17 protein-coding genes are annotated in these 17,200 nt (G+C 27.4%); 2 read left to right on the top strand and 15 right to left on the bottom strand.

Translation table 11 applies throughout. The features are described 5' to 3' along the window. Positions 1–84: 84 nt before the first annotated feature. The 7 genes from Q0F58_RS05650 to Q0F58_RS05620 form a co-directional block, all read right to left on the bottom strand. Entirely contained in the window at positions 85–1,101 is a 1,017-nt protein-coding gene (locus Q0F58_RS05650; RefSeq protein ID WP_294373490.1) for an HD-GYP domain-containing protein, read from the bottom strand. 277 nt (positions 1,102–1,378) lie between these two features. Further along, entirely contained in the window at positions 1,379–2,170 is a 792-nt protein-coding gene (locus tag Q0F58_RS05645) for an ABC transporter permease (RefSeq protein ID WP_294373486.1), read from the bottom strand. A 4-nt stretch (positions 2,171–2,174) separates the two neighbouring features. Then, entirely contained in the window at positions 2,175–2,993 is an 819-nt protein-coding gene (locus tag Q0F58_RS05640; RefSeq protein WP_294373484.1) for an ABC-2 family transporter protein, read from the bottom strand. A gap of 3 nt (positions 2,994–2,996) precedes the next feature. Continuing rightward, a complete protein-coding gene (locus Q0F58_RS05635; protein WP_367118153.1) occupies positions 2,997–4,004 on the bottom strand; it encodes an ATP-binding cassette domain-containing protein in 1,008 nt (335 codons plus the stop codon). A 288-nt stretch (positions 4,005–4,292) separates the two neighbouring features. Then, a complete protein-coding gene (locus tag Q0F58_RS05630) occupies positions 4,293–4,436 on the bottom strand; it encodes a hypothetical protein (protein ID WP_294373480.1) in 144 nt (47 codons plus the stop codon). Positions 4,437–4,852: 416 nt separating this feature from the next. Next, positions 4,853–5,374 (bottom strand): dCTP deaminase, encoded by a 522-nt coding sequence (dcd, locus tag Q0F58_RS05625; RefSeq protein ID WP_294373479.1) that lies wholly within the window; start codon positions 5,372–5,374, stop codon positions 4,853–4,855. A gap of 13 nt (positions 5,375–5,387) precedes the next feature. Further along, the gene (locus Q0F58_RS05620; RefSeq protein ID WP_294373477.1) at positions 5,388–6,137 is read right to left on the bottom strand and encodes a hypothetical protein; all 750 of its coding nucleotides are present in this window, start codon (positions 6,135–6,137) and stop codon (positions 5,388–5,390) included. A 501-nt stretch (positions 6,138–6,638) separates the two neighbouring features. Between Q0F58_RS05620 and Q0F58_RS05615 the strand changes: the two genes are divergently transcribed. Further along, on the top strand, positions 6,639–6,968 hold the full coding sequence (locus Q0F58_RS05615; protein ID WP_294373476.1) for a HesB-like protein: 330 nt from the start codon (positions 6,639–6,641) through the stop codon (positions 6,966–6,968). 66 nt (positions 6,969–7,034) lie between these two features. On the opposite strand, the gene Q0F58_RS05610 is transcribed toward Q0F58_RS05615, so the two are convergent. Then, the gene (locus Q0F58_RS05610; protein ID WP_294373475.1) at positions 7,035–7,718 is read right to left on the bottom strand and encodes a hypothetical protein; all 684 of its coding nucleotides are present in this window, start codon (positions 7,716–7,718) and stop codon (positions 7,035–7,037) included. Positions 7,719–8,024: 306 nt separating this feature from the next. Further along, a complete protein-coding gene (locus tag Q0F58_RS05605) occupies positions 8,025–8,816 on the bottom strand; it encodes a GTP pyrophosphokinase family protein (RefSeq protein WP_294373472.1) in 792 nt (263 codons plus the stop codon). Positions 8,817–9,086: 270 nt separating this feature from the next. Between Q0F58_RS05605 and Q0F58_RS05600 the strand changes: the two genes are divergently transcribed. Then, positions 9,087–9,764, top strand: a complete 678-nt coding sequence (locus Q0F58_RS05600; protein ID WP_294373469.1) for a DUF2225 domain-containing protein — start codon at positions 9,087–9,089, stop codon at positions 9,762–9,764. Between the two features lie 59 nt (positions 9,765–9,823). On the opposite strand, the gene Q0F58_RS05595 is transcribed toward Q0F58_RS05600, so the two are convergent. The 6 genes from Q0F58_RS05595 to Q0F58_RS05570 all read right to left on the bottom strand — a co-directional run bounded on the left by Q0F58_RS05595 (position 9,824) and on the right by Q0F58_RS05570 (position 17,135). Next, entirely contained in the window at positions 9,824–10,513 is a 690-nt protein-coding gene (locus tag Q0F58_RS05595) for a metallophosphoesterase (protein ID WP_294373467.1), read from the bottom strand. A 24-nt stretch (positions 10,514–10,537) separates the two neighbouring features. Next, the gene (locus Q0F58_RS05590; RefSeq protein ID WP_294373496.1) at positions 10,538–10,795 is read right to left on the bottom strand and encodes an EscU/YscU/HrcU family type III secretion system export apparatus switch protein; all 258 of its coding nucleotides are present in this window, start codon (positions 10,793–10,795) and stop codon (positions 10,538–10,540) included. A gap of 81 nt (positions 10,796–10,876) precedes the next feature. Beyond that, positions 10,877–12,799, bottom strand: coding sequence for a flagellar hook-length control protein FliK (locus Q0F58_RS05585; RefSeq protein WP_294373465.1), 1,923 nt, complete (start codon positions 12,797–12,799; stop codon positions 10,877–10,879). Positions 12,800–13,039: 240 nt separating this feature from the next. Further along, complete coding sequence (gene tyrS, locus Q0F58_RS05580) at positions 13,040–14,260, bottom strand: tyrosine--tRNA ligase (protein ID WP_294373464.1); 1,221 nt, start codon at positions 14,258–14,260, stop codon at positions 13,040–13,042. Positions 14,261–14,666: 406 nt separating this feature from the next. Then, a complete protein-coding gene (locus Q0F58_RS05575; RefSeq protein ID WP_294373461.1) occupies positions 14,667–15,827 on the bottom strand; it encodes a helix-turn-helix domain-containing protein in 1,161 nt (386 codons plus the stop codon). A 222-nt stretch (positions 15,828–16,049) separates the two neighbouring features. Beyond that, positions 16,050–17,135: a diguanylate cyclase gene (locus tag Q0F58_RS05570; protein ID WP_294373458.1), complete on the bottom strand. Its 1,086-nt coding sequence runs from the start codon at positions 17,133–17,135 to the stop codon at positions 16,050–16,052. Between the last annotated feature and the right edge of the window lie 65 nt (positions 17,136–17,200).

The raw sequence follows: 17,200 nt of genomic DNA, 5'->3' as shown, positions 1-17,200 counted from the left end.
TTTATAAAAAATTATAATGGTAAAACACGAATTAAAAACCAATGGTAAATTTTCTTAAATTAATGCACAAGTCAAGTGTTTAAGTTAAAATACAAGCGCTTTTATATGTAATTTATCCTCTAGTGATAAGTCTATAAACTTATCTTCTTCTTTTATATATACTACTGGTCTTTCAATGAAATTCTTATCCATCTTAACTATTTCAGCAAATATTCCATTATTTAATATTACAGATTGTCCAAGATATAAATTAATAATATGTTCAAGGAATACGCAGCAGTATTCCTTATCTAATGTTCCATTTTTCATTTCTTCCTGTATTACTCTTAAGGCTTCAAATGGTGGTTTTTTTTCTTTATAATCTCTATTTGAATTTGCTGCATCAAATACATCACAGATTGCAATTATTTTCGATATATTACTTATTGATTGTCCCTTTACTCCCAATGGATATCCAGAACCATCTTCTCTTTCATGATGCATAAGAACTGCCTTTAATATTTCATCATCTATACTTGTATTTTCCTTTAAGAACTTATAGCCAGCTATTGGATAAGTTTTAACTACGTTATATTCATTTCTAGTAAGTGTTCCTTTTTTACTAATTATATTTCTGTCAATTTTTAACTTTCCAAAATTAGAAAGAATACCTGCATAAATTATATAATCAATATCGTTTCCACTAAATCCAAGCCATTTTCCAACAATCGCTCCTAAGATAGCTACATTTAAACTATGTCTATAAATAGAATCTCTTTCACTTCCCTTTAATACAATAGTCTGTATTATGTTATCATCTGTATCTAAATAATTATAAATAGCTTCTTGAAATTTTTTAAGTTCTTTCAATTCAAAACTTTCTCTTTTCATTTCTAAAACAATTTCATTTTCCAGCAGAGTAGACATCTTATCTAAAATCTGATTTACTCTTACATATTCTGTAACCTTTTTGGTAATAAATGAGTTTATTCTTTTAGAGGGATATACAGATATGGGTTCAGTTATAAAAGCATCCTTATTATTTTCCAATTTAATATGATCTGTCTTACCCGTATTTTCTCCCAATTGAAATATAATATTTTTTTTCTTACATGTTTCCACTAAGCATTCCCCCCAATTTATTTTGAACAAAAAAGTATATCATTTTCTCTCTTTAATTCTTTTCTTCAATTATAAAGTCATTTATTGGATTTTTCAACTTAATTATTACTTAATTTTTCCATTTTTCTTTATATTTATAGTATTTAAAACATCATTATTATACAATAAAACCTCTTATTTATTAATTTTAGAAATAATAAATTAAAATGTATTATATATCTTTAAGGAATTCAAAGCTCACATAAAAATCAATTGTCATATACTAGCTTTTAATTGATCAACTTCCTGCACTTTCATAACTTTTTATTCCTAATGTCCATATCTTATATGCTACTGTTATAGATATCAATGCAACAGCTATAGTAAGCAGTATTCCCATTTGAAAAGATTCTTTTCCAAGGAAATATGCAGCTGGATAATATCCTGTAAATGCAAAAGGTATTATTCCTATCAATATAAATTTTATTACTTTTGGATATATTCCTACAGGATATTTAACGAAAGAACTTATCTGATAAGTCATAAATAAATATGAAAATGAAGATTTTGTCCAAAAAGCAATAGATGCTACAGCTAGCTTTACAGCAGTATAAATTATTGATGAAAAGAAAATTACTGCCACTAATATAATTAGCTTACTCACTCCAAATTGTAATCCTAATTTTGTAGAAGAATAAACTGTAAGCATTACCCCAATTATTATCTCTCCAAGTCCATCAGGTTGTACACTTTCTGATATAACCTGAAATAATGGATTAAGGGGCCTTAAAAGATATCTGTCAAATTCCCCTTCAACAATAGTCTTCCATGTAAAAATCCATAAATAATCAGTGAATACATGGTCTATGCCTCTTGGTATCTGCGCCATTCCATATATGAATAATATTTCATAAAATCCCCATCCATCTAGAGCTGGAATAGAATTAAATATAAGCTGAATAAATATTATCCCCGTACATTGAACTAGAAGAAATCCTATAAGTCCAAGTACAAAACTCGCTCTATATTCTATGAGAACCTTAACATACTGCTGAAAAAATTTCTTATATAATTTAATATATCTCATCATAATATCAGCCTCCCAATATAGTCAAGTTCTTTATCAATGCTTTATACATCATTTTTCCAATAAACATCATCACTATTACCCAAAATACCTGTCTACCAAGTGCAATGCATATTTCATAAGAACTGAACTTATTTTCAAAAATCATACAAGGTGTATATATTATTGATTTGAAAGGAAAGAAATCAAATATCTTCTGTACTATTTCAGGGAAAAAAGCTATTGGTATAAGTGCTCCTGAAAAAAGCGCTGTAACAGCCTGCATTATCTGCTCTACTCCCCACATATTTGTTATCTTGAAAGTCAGAAGCCCCATTGAATAACTATAATAAAAATTTATAAAATATGATAATACTACACTTACAAAATAAATAATCATATTAGTAAACTTTATACCACTACCTGTTTTTATAGATATGATTACAACAACTGAAAATCCTATGATAAAAGCTAAAACAAATTGATAAAGCACGCTTCCAAATCCCTCAAATAGCATTCTTTTTTCATAACTTATAGGCTTTATTAAATTCGATGCTATTGAACCATTCCTTACTTCTCTAAATATAGTATTGCTTACTTCTGTTGATATAAGTCCCTGTGTCAGAAATGAAAGCAATACATAAATTATCATATCATTATAAGTAAATCCATTTAGAATACTTTCTGATGCACTGCTATATATAGCTTTCCATAGATAATATGTTACTGCAAGTATCATCATATCACCTAAAATAAACATTATTGTATTAGCTTTATATGCAAGATTTCGTTGAAAAACATTTTTAGTGAAGGTAAAATACGATTTAAAATTTAATGATTTTTTCATATCTTACACCTCTTTTCTATATATTTTTTTAATAATATCATCAATGCTTGTTTCTTTTAAAGAAAAATCCTGAAGTGTATAGTTTTTCATAAAAAATTCAATTATCTCTGTTGATGAAACTTTATTTTTATTAAAGGTAACAAGTATCTTTCCATCCTCAACATTTAAATTTAAATCATTGTTATCAAGGTTAAAATAAGAATTTATGTCTATGTTTTTGTCAATCTCGCTTTTCTTAATTAATACAGATACAGTAGTCATATATCCATACTTTTCTTTTATTTCTTTTAAACTGCCATCGTAAATCTTTACACCTTTATCAATTATTATTATTCTGTCACATAACTCCTCTATATCTTCAAGATCATGTGTAGTTAAAATAACTGTAGTGTTATACTTTTTATTTATTTCTTTTATTGCATTTCTCACTTTTTCTTTTACTACTACATCAAGGCCTATTGTTGGTTCATCAAGATATAGAATTTTAGGATTATGAATAAGTGAAGCTGCAAGATCCGCTCTCATTCTCTGGCCTAAAGAAAGAGTTCTTACGGGTCTTAACATAAATTCATCTATTTCCAGAACATCGTTAAAAAATTTCATTCTTTCCTGAAAGTCTTCCTGAGAAACATTATAAATATCACGAAGCAAAGAGAAAGTTTCACTTAATGGTAAGTCCCACCATAACTGAGTCCTTTGCCCAAAGACTACACCTATATTCATGGCATTTTCTGTTCTGTTCTCATATGGAATTATTCCATTAACTTCAACTTTTCCACTTGTAGGTGTTAAAATTCCTGTCATCATTTTTATTGTAGTAGACTTGCCTGCACCATTTGATCCTATATAGCCCACTACTTCTCCTTCACCTATCTGAAAATTCATATTATCTACTGCTTTGTTCACAGTATATTCTGTTGAAAATAAAGATTTTATAGCACCTTTAAATCCTGGGTATTTCTTATTTGTTTTAAATTCTTTCGTTAAATTTAATACTTTAATCAAAACTATCTCCCCCCTATACCGGTGATTTGATAAAACATAAACTTACTATCATCATTAAATATTATAAACATACGTTCGGGTAAAATCTACTTTTTTCCATTATTTTGTATATATATAAAATTAAACTTGTAATTTTTTACAAAAACACTTTTTAAAATTATTATTTTTTGTGTAACTGGTCTATTCATTAAATTGGGCTGTATTCCTTCCTTACATATCTGCATTAAGTATTTTCTTAAAATAAATCGTAATTTTATATTAAATATTATAAATTTAACCAAATATAATCATATATTATTCTTCCCAATCCAGCTGGTATTCGGGTATTCCAAGTTTTCTACACTCCTCAAATACTAGTTCCTTTTCTTTTAAATTTCCAATGGTATATTTTAATATTTTATGCTTAAAAACTATTATTTTTATATTTCCCCGCTTCATATCTGTAAACCAATTAATTCCGCAGTCTTCCTCTGTTCCTATTGCTTCTGATAATAATTCTGGAAAATCCTTATGTGATGAAGTAAAATATACAGCTGTCCAATATCTAGGGTAATGCTATATCAGCTTCCCATTTTGAAACAGACTGTCTGCTCACACCCTATATTTCTGCCAATTGTTCTTGTGAATATCCTATATCTTTTCTTAATAACTGTATTTTTTCTGATAATTTCATACTAAACTCCTCCTTTTGGTTTTAGTATATCAAGATATTTTTCCTTATACTACCATCCAATATGTGCTCTTATGCAACTAGAAAGTGCATATTCCTTACATATGCAATAATATTTTAACGTAATCATTTTTTAATAAAAAAAACTGCCAGAATATAACCTGACAGTTCGGTAATCATATATTTACTTTTCAAAATCCTTATACATTAAACTTGGCTGTATGCCAGTATTATTCTGATATTTTCCACTGTTATATAAATCATATTCACCATGAATATCATGATAATAAATCTGACATATATCAACATTAGGATATATTCTTATTGGCTGAACGCAGAATATTTCAAGAGTCCAGTATCCTGCAAAACCTATATCACCAAAACCAGCTGTGACGTGGATAAATAATCCAAGTCTTCCTGTTGAAGAGCGTCCTTCAAGCATTGGCACAAACTTTTCTGTCTTTGTAAATTCATTAGTTCTTCCTAAATATAGCTTACCTGGCTCCAGTAATAATCCTTCTTCTGGAATAACAATCTTCTTTGTAGGATTTGGAGTCTTCATATCCAATACATCATTTTCATAAACTAATAATTCATTAAATAATGATAAATTATAGCTGTTTGGATTAATTCTCTTTTCATCAAATGGTTTTATTATTATATCTTTTCCAATGTTCTTTAATATTTCTTTTCCTGATAGTATCATTTTTCTTCATTCCTTACATATCTGAGTTAAGTATTTCCTTAAACTCATATAATATTTTGGTAACCTTTTTTTCATTTAAAGGCTCATAATTATCTATATAATTTGATGCCTGTAGTTCTGCATATAGACTCTTACACATAGCTACCCAGTTTTCAGGTATATAAACCCATAAAAGATCTTCATATTTACAACTAAGCAGAAAATGTTCCATTCCCCAGAATGAATATTCTTCAATTTCATGAATTTCATTAAATCTTTTATAATCTTCAACAACTCTTGAAGTAAGTTCATACCCATATATATCTGCAAAAAAGAAATCGAATTTTTCTCTTTCAGCTTTAAATGCATCTGTACATATTATTTTTATCTTGTCATTATCGCTAAAATTATCTTTATATAAATCTATAACCTCCTGACTGATTTCATAAACAATAATTTCATCTACATTTATTTTTTTTGCTATTTCCTGCACAACATATCCAAGACCTAACCCTACTATGCCCACTCTTCCTTGTGCGTAGTTTATTGCTTCATGACATCCTTCTATTTCTTTAGGTTCAAGCCTCATAATAGAGCCATATTCATTAGAAAGTTCTATTATATCCACATCATATTCATATTCATTTTTATACATATATCCTTGCAAATCTGATTTTTCAAGTGACTTTCTTCTTATTTTATATGAACCTTTTGTTTTATCCTTTATAGCATTATTATATTCTTTTAGAACATTCAGAATATATTCTCTGTTATATGGTTTCATAAAAAAATCCTTTCTTTAAACTATATTTTAATTAACATAAAGCATGATGGTCATATCAAATATTATAATAACTATTACCATCATGAACAACACGAATTTAATTAAAGATAATATTATATTTTATACTTAATCAAAATTTAAATGTTTTAATAAAATAATTTAATTTTCACACAGCATTTATTAAATTATAAAAATACAAATCAAAAAAATGAACGATATTTGTAATTTTTAACATAATATTAAACAATCAAAAAAATTATATCATATATTAGAGGTATTTTCTTTAATTTTTAACATATATATTTTTTAATAATAGAACTACATAATAATCACAAAAATCTTGCAAATGTTTTATCATTTATTGTAAATTGTCAATGTGAACATAATATAATAATTATTGTAATTTCATAAATTAAATTCTCTTTTTATTTTATATTATATATGCTATACTGAATTTACGATGATTTTTTCATCAACTTTATTAAAAGCAGGTGTTAATTTATGAAAAAAGTTACTATAAGTGAAGAAGCTTATACTGAATTCAAAGCATTCTTAGAAGAAAATAACATAACAGATTTTAATATTAGAATAAATTTTGCTGGTTTTGCATGCAGCGGTCCAATATTTAATATATCAATTTCTCAACCAACAGAAGATGACGAAACTGAAACAATCAATGATATTACATTTATGTTTGAAAAGTCATTAATGGAACAATTCGGTGGATTTATAATCCTTTCAACTGAAGAAAACGAAGGAAACGGCTTAAGCTTAAAACCTGTAATCCAGCCAGAAGGCGGATGTGGTGGTTCTTGCAGCGGATGTCACTAAAAATCCATAAAATAAACACAGGACTGTCATTAAATATTAATATGACAGTCCTTTTCTTGTGTTAAATCACTCTTCTTCTTCAACTTTAAGCTGATCTTCAGCTTCTATATTCCACTCTACATTAACATAATCATTGCTTATATCATAAATTCCATTAAGCATATCAATCCAGTAATCATTTTTTATTACTTTCTTTTCTTTATTTTCTCCTGTATATCCATTGAGTTTTGTTTCATTAAATTCATTAAAATACTCATACATTCTCTCAGATATTTCTTCCATTTCTTTAAAACATTCTAAATCTTTATCTTCTAATAACAATTTATTCTGCTCATTTTTCATTTCTCTTGTTAATGTAGAAAGAATGTATTCTTTCATTTTTCCATGTATATCGTTCTCTAAAATCTTATCAGACTGAATATTCTTAACAAATATAGATACTGAACGATGAGTATACTCTGCATACTGCTGCCACAGGTTCATTATATTCCCTGCTATAACATCATAATTTTTATATAATTTTAATATTTCTTCATTTCGTATACTTCCACTATCCAGACTTGTATTAAGTATGTCCATAATACTTTCATTTCTTTGCCTTATTTCTTCTATTTCAGCATAAGATTCTCGACCTAAATTATACTTGTAGTAAGATATTCTACTTATTGAATATACATTTCCACCTATGCTCATAACTAAAAACAGCAAAAGTATAATAGTAAATTCTTTGCTCTTAAAATTTATTTTCAAGAGTATACCAACCTTTCTATTATTTTTAAATAAATATCTTTAAAGAATTTTTTCTGTATATAAAATATATACTTATATACATTGCAAAATTAAAAATTCATAAAATATATATAAATATAACATTTGAAATTTAAAAGATAACTATACTATTTCAATACATATAATTATTTTATCATATAATTGTATCCTTGAATATACCATCCTGATTATTCACATATAGCTACATTGTCAATTGTACATTATACATTGGTATAGAATCATGAATTAATAAAGTTATGTTCAAGTCACCTTAAACATAACTTTTTATTAATCTTTATATCTTTCAATTTCCCTCTGAACAGAAAAAAGCAGACTATTAAGTTCCCAGACTTCTCCCTCTTCAATCAGTTTATTGAGAGTTCTTTCATATCTTGATGCTTCTGCGTTTTTGCCTAATGAAATTAAAGTCAAAAGTGCATTCATAATACTTGTAATCAAATGTGACTTAACTTCAAATAATTTCTGTGCATCCTTAATTTCATCTTTTATTTCAAGCATCTCCTCATCTAACCTAAAAGCTGCATCTGCTGAACGTTTAAGTTTTTCCTTTAATATTTCAGGTATATGCTGCTTATATTTGTAATTGAGAGAATGTTCTATTGTAGCCCAGAAGTTCATAGCCAGAGTCCTTATCTGAAATTCTGCTAAAATTTCTACAAGCCCTTCTGCCATGTTTACAGGATACTTTATTATCATATGATAACTTCTATAACCACTTTCTTTAACATTTCTTACATAGTCCTTTTCATAAAGAATCTGCATATCTTTACGTCCTCTTAATAGTTCAACAACAGTATCTATATCATCAACAAATTGACACATTATTCTTATTCCAGCAATATCCTCTAGTTCATATCTTATTCTGTCTATAGGTATCCCAAATTTATTTGCTTTTTCAAGCATACTGGAAACTTCCTTTACCCTTCCTGTAACAAATTCTATAGGCGAGTATTCATTTTTTCTTCTGTATTCTTTTCTTATTGATTTTAATTTAACCTTAAGCTCTTCAACCGCTTGTTCATAAGGCATTAAAAAATTCTTCCAATCATTTATCGCCATTGATATCACCCTTTTTATCATATCATTCGTTATTATTATAACAAAAAGTTCAATTTATGTATAACAATTAATTAAAAATTATTCTCTTCATTTTTCATGTAATACTAATTATAATGTTATGTTATAATAATATATATGTGTTCTAATAATAAAGCTACATAATAATCAAAGAAATTTGGCAAAGATTTCGTCATTCATTGTGGATTGTCAATTGTACATTACTAATTGGAACATATATACTAAATCAATTATATGATATGAGGTAACTTTATGATGATAGATGATGTGCGAAATTATTTATTTGATAAAACAGTAACTTGTCCTGTCTGCAATTCCACTTTTAAAACTGTCTGTGTTAAATCTAAATCAGCTAGAATTGAATCCAAAGATTCTGACACTTTCATACGCTATACGAAAAAAGTAAATCCTTACTTTTATGATGTATGGATATGTAATTCATGTGGATATACTGCAATGAAATCTGACTTTGAACACATTAGAAATTTTAGAAAAGAACTTGTAAAAAGTAATGTAACTCCAAAATGGACACCTAGAGAATACCCAAGAGTTCTAGATGAAACAAAAGCTATTGAACGCTATAAATTAGCTCTTTTAAATGCCATGTTAACTTCCAGTCCTGACAGTACAAAAGCTATGATTTCTATGAAAATAGCATGGATGTTCAGGCTTCTTGAAGATTCAAAATCCGAACAGCAATTTTTAGTACAAGCACTTGAAGGCTTTAAATCAGCTTATCAGTTTGAGCCATTTCCTATTTATGGCATGCAAAGAGACTCTCTTACATATCTTCTAGGCGAACTTAGCAGAAGAACAGGCCATGATGAAGATGCTTTATTATGGTATTCAAAAACGCTAACAAATACCAACGCATCCTATAGGGTTAAAGAAAAAGCAAGAATAGGAAAAAATCTAATAAAAAATAAATAAAAAATAAAAGAATGCAGAAATTAGAATAAATGCATTCTTTTATTTTTTATATTTTTATTTTATAATATTTTTTTAGGATTAAAATCCAGATAATCTGCTGATGTAAGTATGTATTCAACATTATCCCACATTCCAGTCAATAATTTTCCCTGAAGAACTGGTCCATGCAAATGTCCATAAATAACTTTTTCAACACCATATTCTTCTATTATATTAACAAAATCAGATTTTTGGAATTTATCATTAGTTGGAGGATAATGAAGCATTACGATAAACTTTTCATACCCTTTGTTTTTTGCTGAATCTAATGATAATTTAAGCCTTATAAGTTCTCTTTTATATATTTTTTCATCCTTTGATGTAAACTTATCACTTCCTGGACATATCCAGCCCCTTGTTCCACAAATAGCATAATCATCATAAACATAAAAATTATTTTGAAGAAATTTAGTATTTTCATATAATGAGTTCAATTTTGATATACTGTTCCACCAATAATCGTGATTTCCCTTGCTTATAATCTTTTTTCCTGGAAGTTCATCTATCCAGTCAAGATCATATTTGCTGTCATCCTCTTTTAAAGACCATGAAATATCACCTGCAATCAGTACTGTATCTTCTTCTGTTATTTTTTCTAACCAGTTTTGTTTTATTTTTTCACAATGGTTTTTCCATTTATCTCCGAATATATCCATAGGTTTTTCAACATTAAAACCAAGGTGCAAATCCGAAATAGTATAAAGTGCCATTAAATTTTCACCTTTCTGTGTCTATCATCTCTTTTTATCTAAATCTGTAACGAAAGCTATTACGTGTGCTACTGCTTCATATAATTCTTCAGGAATCTCACTTCCCACATCAACATTACATAATAAGTCTGTCAGTTCTTTATTATAAACTATGGGTACATCATTTTCCTGTGCTTTTTCAATTATCTTATCTGCAATATGACCCATGCCTGCTGCTGCAACAGTTGGAGCATCACTATTAAATTCATATTTTAACGCAGCTGCTTTTTTCCTCTGCATAATGTATTACACTCCCTATAAATATTATTTCCAATATAATTTTACCTTACAATTCAATTTAGCACAAATATTAAAGCATATAAATTAAACCATAGTATCTATTGCTGATATTGTTATATCATTAAAGAAAGCTCTAGAATTTACTATATCAGCAGGTTCTTTCTTTGCTGCCACCTTTATATTTACAAAAACCCCTAAAGTTGAAAGTCCATCTGCTAATTCTTTTTTATGCTTATCTAATACAATTGTATATCTATCGTCACATTTTAAATCTACATCTATCTTTCTGTCTTTCATTGTAAGATACCCATCTATTTCTCCAAGATTGGATGTTTTTATCGATAAGACCATCTTTGCATTGGTTGTATCTATTTTCTTTCCTTCTTTTCTGTTATCCTTAATTATAAGTTTGCATGGATATTCTTTCATTTGAGCTGAAACATTAAAATTTAAGCAGTAGTATTCATTACTCATTGAATTAAATACTTTTATATCATTTATATTTTCTTTTATAAGATTTGCAACTTTATTCGCAACAGAATCATTATTTGTTGTATGAGTCAATATTTCTTTTACTATATCCTTAACATTATCTATTTGAGATTTTATTCCATTCTTTATATTATCAATATTATTACTTGATTTCAAAAAATCTTTTGTCATGCTGTCTGTAAAACCATTACTATTTTGCATTTTGCTTTTGTTAAGTGTATTTTCCTTTACTGCATTATCAGCTTTCTGCATAACAGCAGCATCTGTATTTTGTGTTTTTACATTTTCAAATTTAAACTTATTAGCAGATTCATCTTTAACAAATTCAGTTTTAGCAGGCTGTTCTTTATTCTGTACTATTTCCGTAATTTTTTTAAATTCATCATCAGTAAGTTTTACTTCTTTTCCTTCAGCCTTACTTAATATATCTTCAACTTTTGATTTGTTAAGTGATTCTATAAGACTTGAAGCTTGAGTTTTAGGAGCATTTTTATCTTGAATTTTTTCTCCAACAACTTCTTTGATTGCATCAAAAGTTTCTTTATTAGATAATTGATCAGCTATAGATTTGTCTAAAATATCTGCATTAGCAGACTTAACTTTTTCTGATTCTTCTGAGTTTTCTCCTGCTAATGTTTTTAAAATATTCAATACATCTATTTTATTATTAGCTGGATCATTATCAGCATAAACCTTGGAAAATGCTGATTTATTAAGAACATTAATATCATCATTTGGTTCTTGTGAAGCAGACCTGCTAAATATATCATTTAATTCAATGTTTTTCACATCAGCGTTTATGTCTGATGCATTCAGCTTTTCCTTAATAGATGATAATATTTTTTCTATAGATGAATCACCTTTAAATAGTTTGTTAAAACTTTCAATATTTTCTTCTGAAAAATCAATATTATTTTCAATAAATGTAAGAATATCATCTTCACTCATATTTTTAAATTCGCTTATAAATTTAGAAAGCAATTCTTTCATCTGTTTTCCCTGTTCACTGTGTACATCTATTCCTTTACTTTCAAGATATTTATTCACAAATGAACCTAAGTCTTCAGAATCTGTTTTTACTTTATCACTAAATTGAAGAATAGCCTTTAATTTGTTTATATTGTCCTTAGTCAAAGAAAAATTGTGCTTTACCATATTTTTTAACAAATCTATATCTTCTTTTGATAATCCTTCTTTTTCTATAACTTCATTGAAGTTTTCATCTTCTGTAGATTCTGAATGAGAAGTTCCATCCTTTACGACTTTCAGCTTTAACTTCCCATTTTCAAAGCCTTCTACTTGAAATTTTACAAGTTTAATATCATCTAAATTTATATTTCCATCGACTTCTGCAATAAACTGCCATCCATCTGAAAGTTTTATCATGACATCTTTGCCCTCGCCCTTGTCAACTACTCTTCCTGTGAATTTTTCCCCTACTTCAAATGTTAATTTACTAGAAACTTTTCTAGTATTCATATTATATCCATTATTTACATTCCAAATTCCTGGCATTATTTATTTCACCCACTTTTTTATATTTCAATTGACAATATACAATTGATAATTAATAATCAAATCTTTACAAGATTTTTTGTAATTAAAAAAATAATTCAACTTATACATATTATAGTTATCGTAAATATTTAATATAAATTAATAAAAGCTGCTCCTAATATTTTAGAAACAGCTTATTTTTTATAATCTGCATTATAGATTTCAATAATATATATATTGCAAAATTACATCTATAACTTATTTAATTTCTATTTTATTATAATTTTTCTTTCCTCTTTTTATAAGAACTGAACCATCATTAAAATCTTCTTCATTTAATGTTCTTGTAACATCAGTAACTTTTTCACCATTCAATGATAATCCACCTTGTTCAATTAATCTTCTTCCCTCTTTTTTAGATGGAAGTATCTTTGTGCTTGCCATTATATCTATAATTGGTGTGCCTAATTCTTCCTTAGTTATAGAAACTGTTGGTACATTTGACATATCTGCTCCACCAGCAAATAATGCAGAAGCAGCCTGTTCTGCTTTTTTAGCTTCTTCTTCTCCATGTACAAGTTTTGTAACTTCATAAGCTAATACTCTCTTAGCCTCATTTATTTGAGCACCTTCCAAAGCACCAAGTCTTCTTACTTCATCCATTGGTAAGAATGTTAATAATGCAAGACATTTCTCTACATCTGCATCATCCACGTTTCTCCAATATTGATAGAAATCATATGGTGAAGTTTTTTCTGGATTAAGCCATAAAGCTCCTCCTACTGTTTTACCCATCTTCTGGCCTTGGCTGTTAGTTAATAATGTACAAGTCATTGCCATTGCCTGACCTTGTGCTTTTCTTCTTACAAGTTCAACACCTGCAATCATATTTGACCATTGGTCATCTCCGCCAAGTTCCATTTTACATCCATATTTTTGATTTAATACATAGAAATCATATCCCTGCATTAACATATAGTTAAATTCCAAGAAAGATAATCCTCTTTCTAATCTCTGCTTAAAACATTCAGCAGTAAGCATTCTATTTACTGAGAAATGAACTCCTACTTCTCTTAGGAAATCAACATAATTTAAATTTAAAAGCCAGTCAGAATTATTTACTAATAATGCTTTACCATCAGAAAAATCTATGAATCTTTCCATTTGTTTCTTTATAGATGCAACATTATGTTCAATATCTTCCTTTGTAAGCATTTTTCTCATATCAGTTTTACCACTTGGATCTCCAACCATAGCAGTTCCGCCACCGATTAAAGCTATTGGTCTGTGTCCTGCTTTTTGCATATGAGCCATGAACATCATTGCTATAAAATGACCAACATGTAAGCTGTCAGCAGTTGGATCAAAGCCTATATAGAAAGTTACTTTCTCATTTTCTAATAATTTTCTTGTTTCTTCTTCATGAGTGAATTGTTTTATGTATCCTCTCTCTAACAGCTCATCTAATACATTTGCCATTATAAAGTACCTCCTTAATTTTTCTTAAAATTATTATAATATTGTAATGTTAAAATTACATATAAAATTTATCTAATACCTCTAAAAATACTAAAGAAATCTTGAAAAGATTTCATCCTTAATTGTCAATTGTCCATCGTCAACTGCTAATTGGAATATATATCTATACATTACAACAGTTTTTTCTACTGTTATTGTATTTTCCACTTTAAATTATTAAATAAAACTTGTTTAACAACATATCTTCAAATTTTTTCATAATATTTCAACATATTTTCACCATATTATTAGACTCATTTAATAGTATATCCTCAAGTCATGAATTTGGCAACTTTACTTGTGATTTAATCTCATATACACTCTCTGCTATTTCAAATAAGCTTTAGGTCAATTGCAAATATATTTTTTATAAACAATTTTTAGTCTTTTTACAACTTGGCAGAATAACCTTAAAACTGTGTTCTACTCTTGAATTAACAAATCTCACCTTTCCCTTATTCTTAAATGCTTCTTTTATTCGTGTAAATCCCTTTCCATTATTCAAAAATCTCTTTTTATCATCTATTGTTATAAGTTTTTCATAAAGCCATATATTTCTTCTATTGTAATTAGTTCTTTCTCCTTTTATATTTTCATCAATAAACTCTCCAGGACTTGATATTATTATATTGCTGCTATCTATTACAACTTCTATAATTCTATTGAGATCATAATACTCCCTGTAAAGAATTGCGTTTTTTATACTCTCTATAATTGCATATGAAGGATATTCTTGTGGCATTATTTCTAAAATCTTTTTTTCTGCCTTGTCTACCATATCTATAAGATTTCCTTGTATTATATGGACTTCACTATCAGCTTCATTCAATCTTATTACTATCTTTATCATGTTATTCGGTATATAAATATGGTTTATATCGCAAAATACAAGAAGGCCTCCATAAGTACATTTAAGTTTCTCACCATCGTGATTATCAAATGCTATTCCTGAACTTATTAACAAAAACTCCTTATTTTCTTGTGTAATTTTTATTCCTTTTTTCTTAAAATACAACTCTATAAGATCCATATTTAAAATATCAATATTGCTTCTTATAATAGGACATGTCTCTATAGTTAAATTCAGGTTTTCTTCTAAAAGTGCAACTAATTCCTGTTTTCTCATAACATCAGTAGTTGATCCTCTTCTTATATAAAAAGCTCCATTTTCTCTTACTTGATAAGGTTTCTGATCTCCATCATAGATTGATATAACTCCTATTATTTTACTGTCTATATCAACAAAATCCACTCTCAATGGAATTGGAGGTTCACATCTGGATGTTATTATCTGCTGTACCTGTTCTTCCTTAAACATATCCTCATTTTTTATTCCTATTATTCTCTTTGTCTTATCTTCAATTCCAACTACGATATAACCCCTATGTCCATTTGAATTGGCTATTGCACAAATATCTTTTGTCAATTCCTTTTTGCCCATTTCATTAGATAAATCAAGTTTTAATTTAAAATCGAGTTTTATTCCTTCTTCCTTTTTTGTAAGAGATAAAACCTTCTTTTTATCCATAAAAACCTCCCCCAATATATAGCAGTATAATAATCAAAAAAATCTTAAAAAAATTTCATCCTTCATAATCAATTTTCCATTATACATTGTTAATTGCAATATATATTTAAATTATAGCATTTTTATCAAATATATTCTTAAAAATAAAATAGATACTAAAAATACATCATTTTCTCATACTTTTAGTATCTATCTGTTAATTAAGAACATATAACTATGTCTTTATTCTCCGCTTACCATTAAATTGTTATATAAAACCTTGTTTTTTCCTTGTCTTTTAGATTCATATAATAAATCATCAGCTAACTTTATTAATTTATTTATATCCTTTTCATCTGGATAAAAAGCAATTCCAAAACTAGCAGTAATACTACTTGTCATTCCATTAAAATTCACCTTACTGTTTTCTAAAGCATTTCGTATTATTTCCACTTTATCAAAAACATTTTCATGAGAGCCAAAATCCGGAATATACATTATTAACTCCTCACCACCATATCTGGCAATTAAGTCATTATCATCTTTCCATATATTTATTACTTTTGCTGTATTTTTTAGCACTTCATCTCCAAATTGATGACCATATGTATCATTAACTTTCTTAAAATCATCAATATCAATCATAACTATAGCAAATTGTTCTGGATTATCAGCTTCTATTTTTTTTTGAATAAATTCAAAAAAGTACCTTCTATTATATATCTTCATAAGTGAATCTACTTTAGTAATGTTTTCTAGTTGCCTATATAAAAATGAATTTTCTATTATTATTGCAATTTGATTGGAAATTGATTTTAAAAAGATCTTTAATTCTACATTCATAAAATCCAACATATTATGTTCAACAAGTATATATCCAATAAATTTTTCTCTTAAAACAATAGGCACTCCCATTACTGAATGTATGCATGTATCATTAATTCCAACCTTTTTTATTACATTTTCACTATTAAGTATAAATTCCTGTTCATTATTTATATTCATAAGTTCTATAGATGTCAGATTTATCTTATCGTTTTCTATATTGCTGGCTTTTATATTCAATTCTCCGTTTTCCAAAATAAAAATAGTTGAATATGCAACACCAAGAATGCCTAATATCATATCATTTATCATACTAAATAAATTATTATCGCTAAAATATGAATTAACATACTTTCCTATAGCAACAATATTAGACAATGAATTTACAGTTTTTTCCAACTTTATATTCTGATTACTTAAGTTTTGTATATGTTTTTCTGAAAATTTTTGGTAATTTTCATATTCAGCTTTTAATGAATTATAAAGCTGTTTATAATCCTCCATCTCACTCTTCCACCCTTTATTCATAAGAATAATTATTATTAAAAAATACACTTAGATAAAACTAC

Source organism: uncultured Clostridium sp. (assembly GCF_934754915.1).
Classification (GTDB): Bacteria; Bacillota; Clostridia; order Clostridiales; family Clostridiaceae; genus Clostridium.
This window is presented reverse-complemented; position numbering and strand designations above follow the sequence as displayed.

Bases quoted from the DNA above. Each gene is read 5' to 3' on its own strand.
- Q0F58_RS05605 (WP_294373472.1), bottom strand. From the start codon at position 8,816: ATGGCGATAAATGATTGGAAGAATTTTTTAATGCCTTATGAACAAGCG.
- Q0F58_RS05630 (WP_294373480.1), bottom strand. From the start codon at position 4,436: ATGAAGCGGGGAAATATAAAAATAATAGTTTTTAAGCATAAAATATTA.
- Q0F58_RS05615 (WP_294373476.1), top strand. From the start codon at position 6,639: ATGAAAAAAGTTACTATAAGTGAAGAAGCTTATACTGAATTCAAAGCA.
- dcd (WP_294373479.1), bottom strand. From the start codon at position 5,374: ATGATACTATCAGGAAAAGAAATATTAAAGAACATTGGAAAAGATATA.
- Q0F58_RS05570 (WP_294373458.1), bottom strand. From the start codon at position 17,135: ATGGAGGATTATAAACAGCTTTATAATTCATTAAAAGCTGAATATGAA.
- Q0F58_RS05640 (WP_294373484.1), bottom strand. From the start codon at position 2,993: ATGAAAAAATCATTAAATTTTAAATCGTATTTTACCTTCACTAAAAAT.
- Q0F58_RS05645 (WP_294373486.1), bottom strand. From the start codon at position 2,170: ATGATGAGATATATTAAATTATATAAGAAATTTTTTCAGCAGTATGTT.
- Q0F58_RS05575 (WP_294373461.1), bottom strand. From the start codon at position 15,827: ATGGATAAAAAGAAGGTTTTATCTCTTACAAAAAAGGAAGAAGGAATA.
- Q0F58_RS05620 (WP_294373477.1), bottom strand. From the start codon at position 6,137: ATGAAACCATATAACAGAGAATATATTCTGAATGTTCTAAAAGAATAT.
- Q0F58_RS05600 (WP_294373469.1), top strand. From the start codon at position 9,087: ATGATGATAGATGATGTGCGAAATTATTTATTTGATAAAACAGTAACT.
- Q0F58_RS05595 (WP_294373467.1), bottom strand. From the start codon at position 10,513: ATGGCACTTTATACTATTTCGGATTTGCACCTTGGTTTTAATGTTGAA.
- tyrS (WP_294373464.1), bottom strand. From the start codon at position 14,260: ATGGCAAATGTATTAGATGAGCTGTTAGAGAGAGGATACATAAAACAA.
- Q0F58_RS05585 (WP_294373465.1), bottom strand. From the start codon at position 12,799: ATGCCAGGAATTTGGAATGTAAATAATGGATATAATATGAATACTAGA.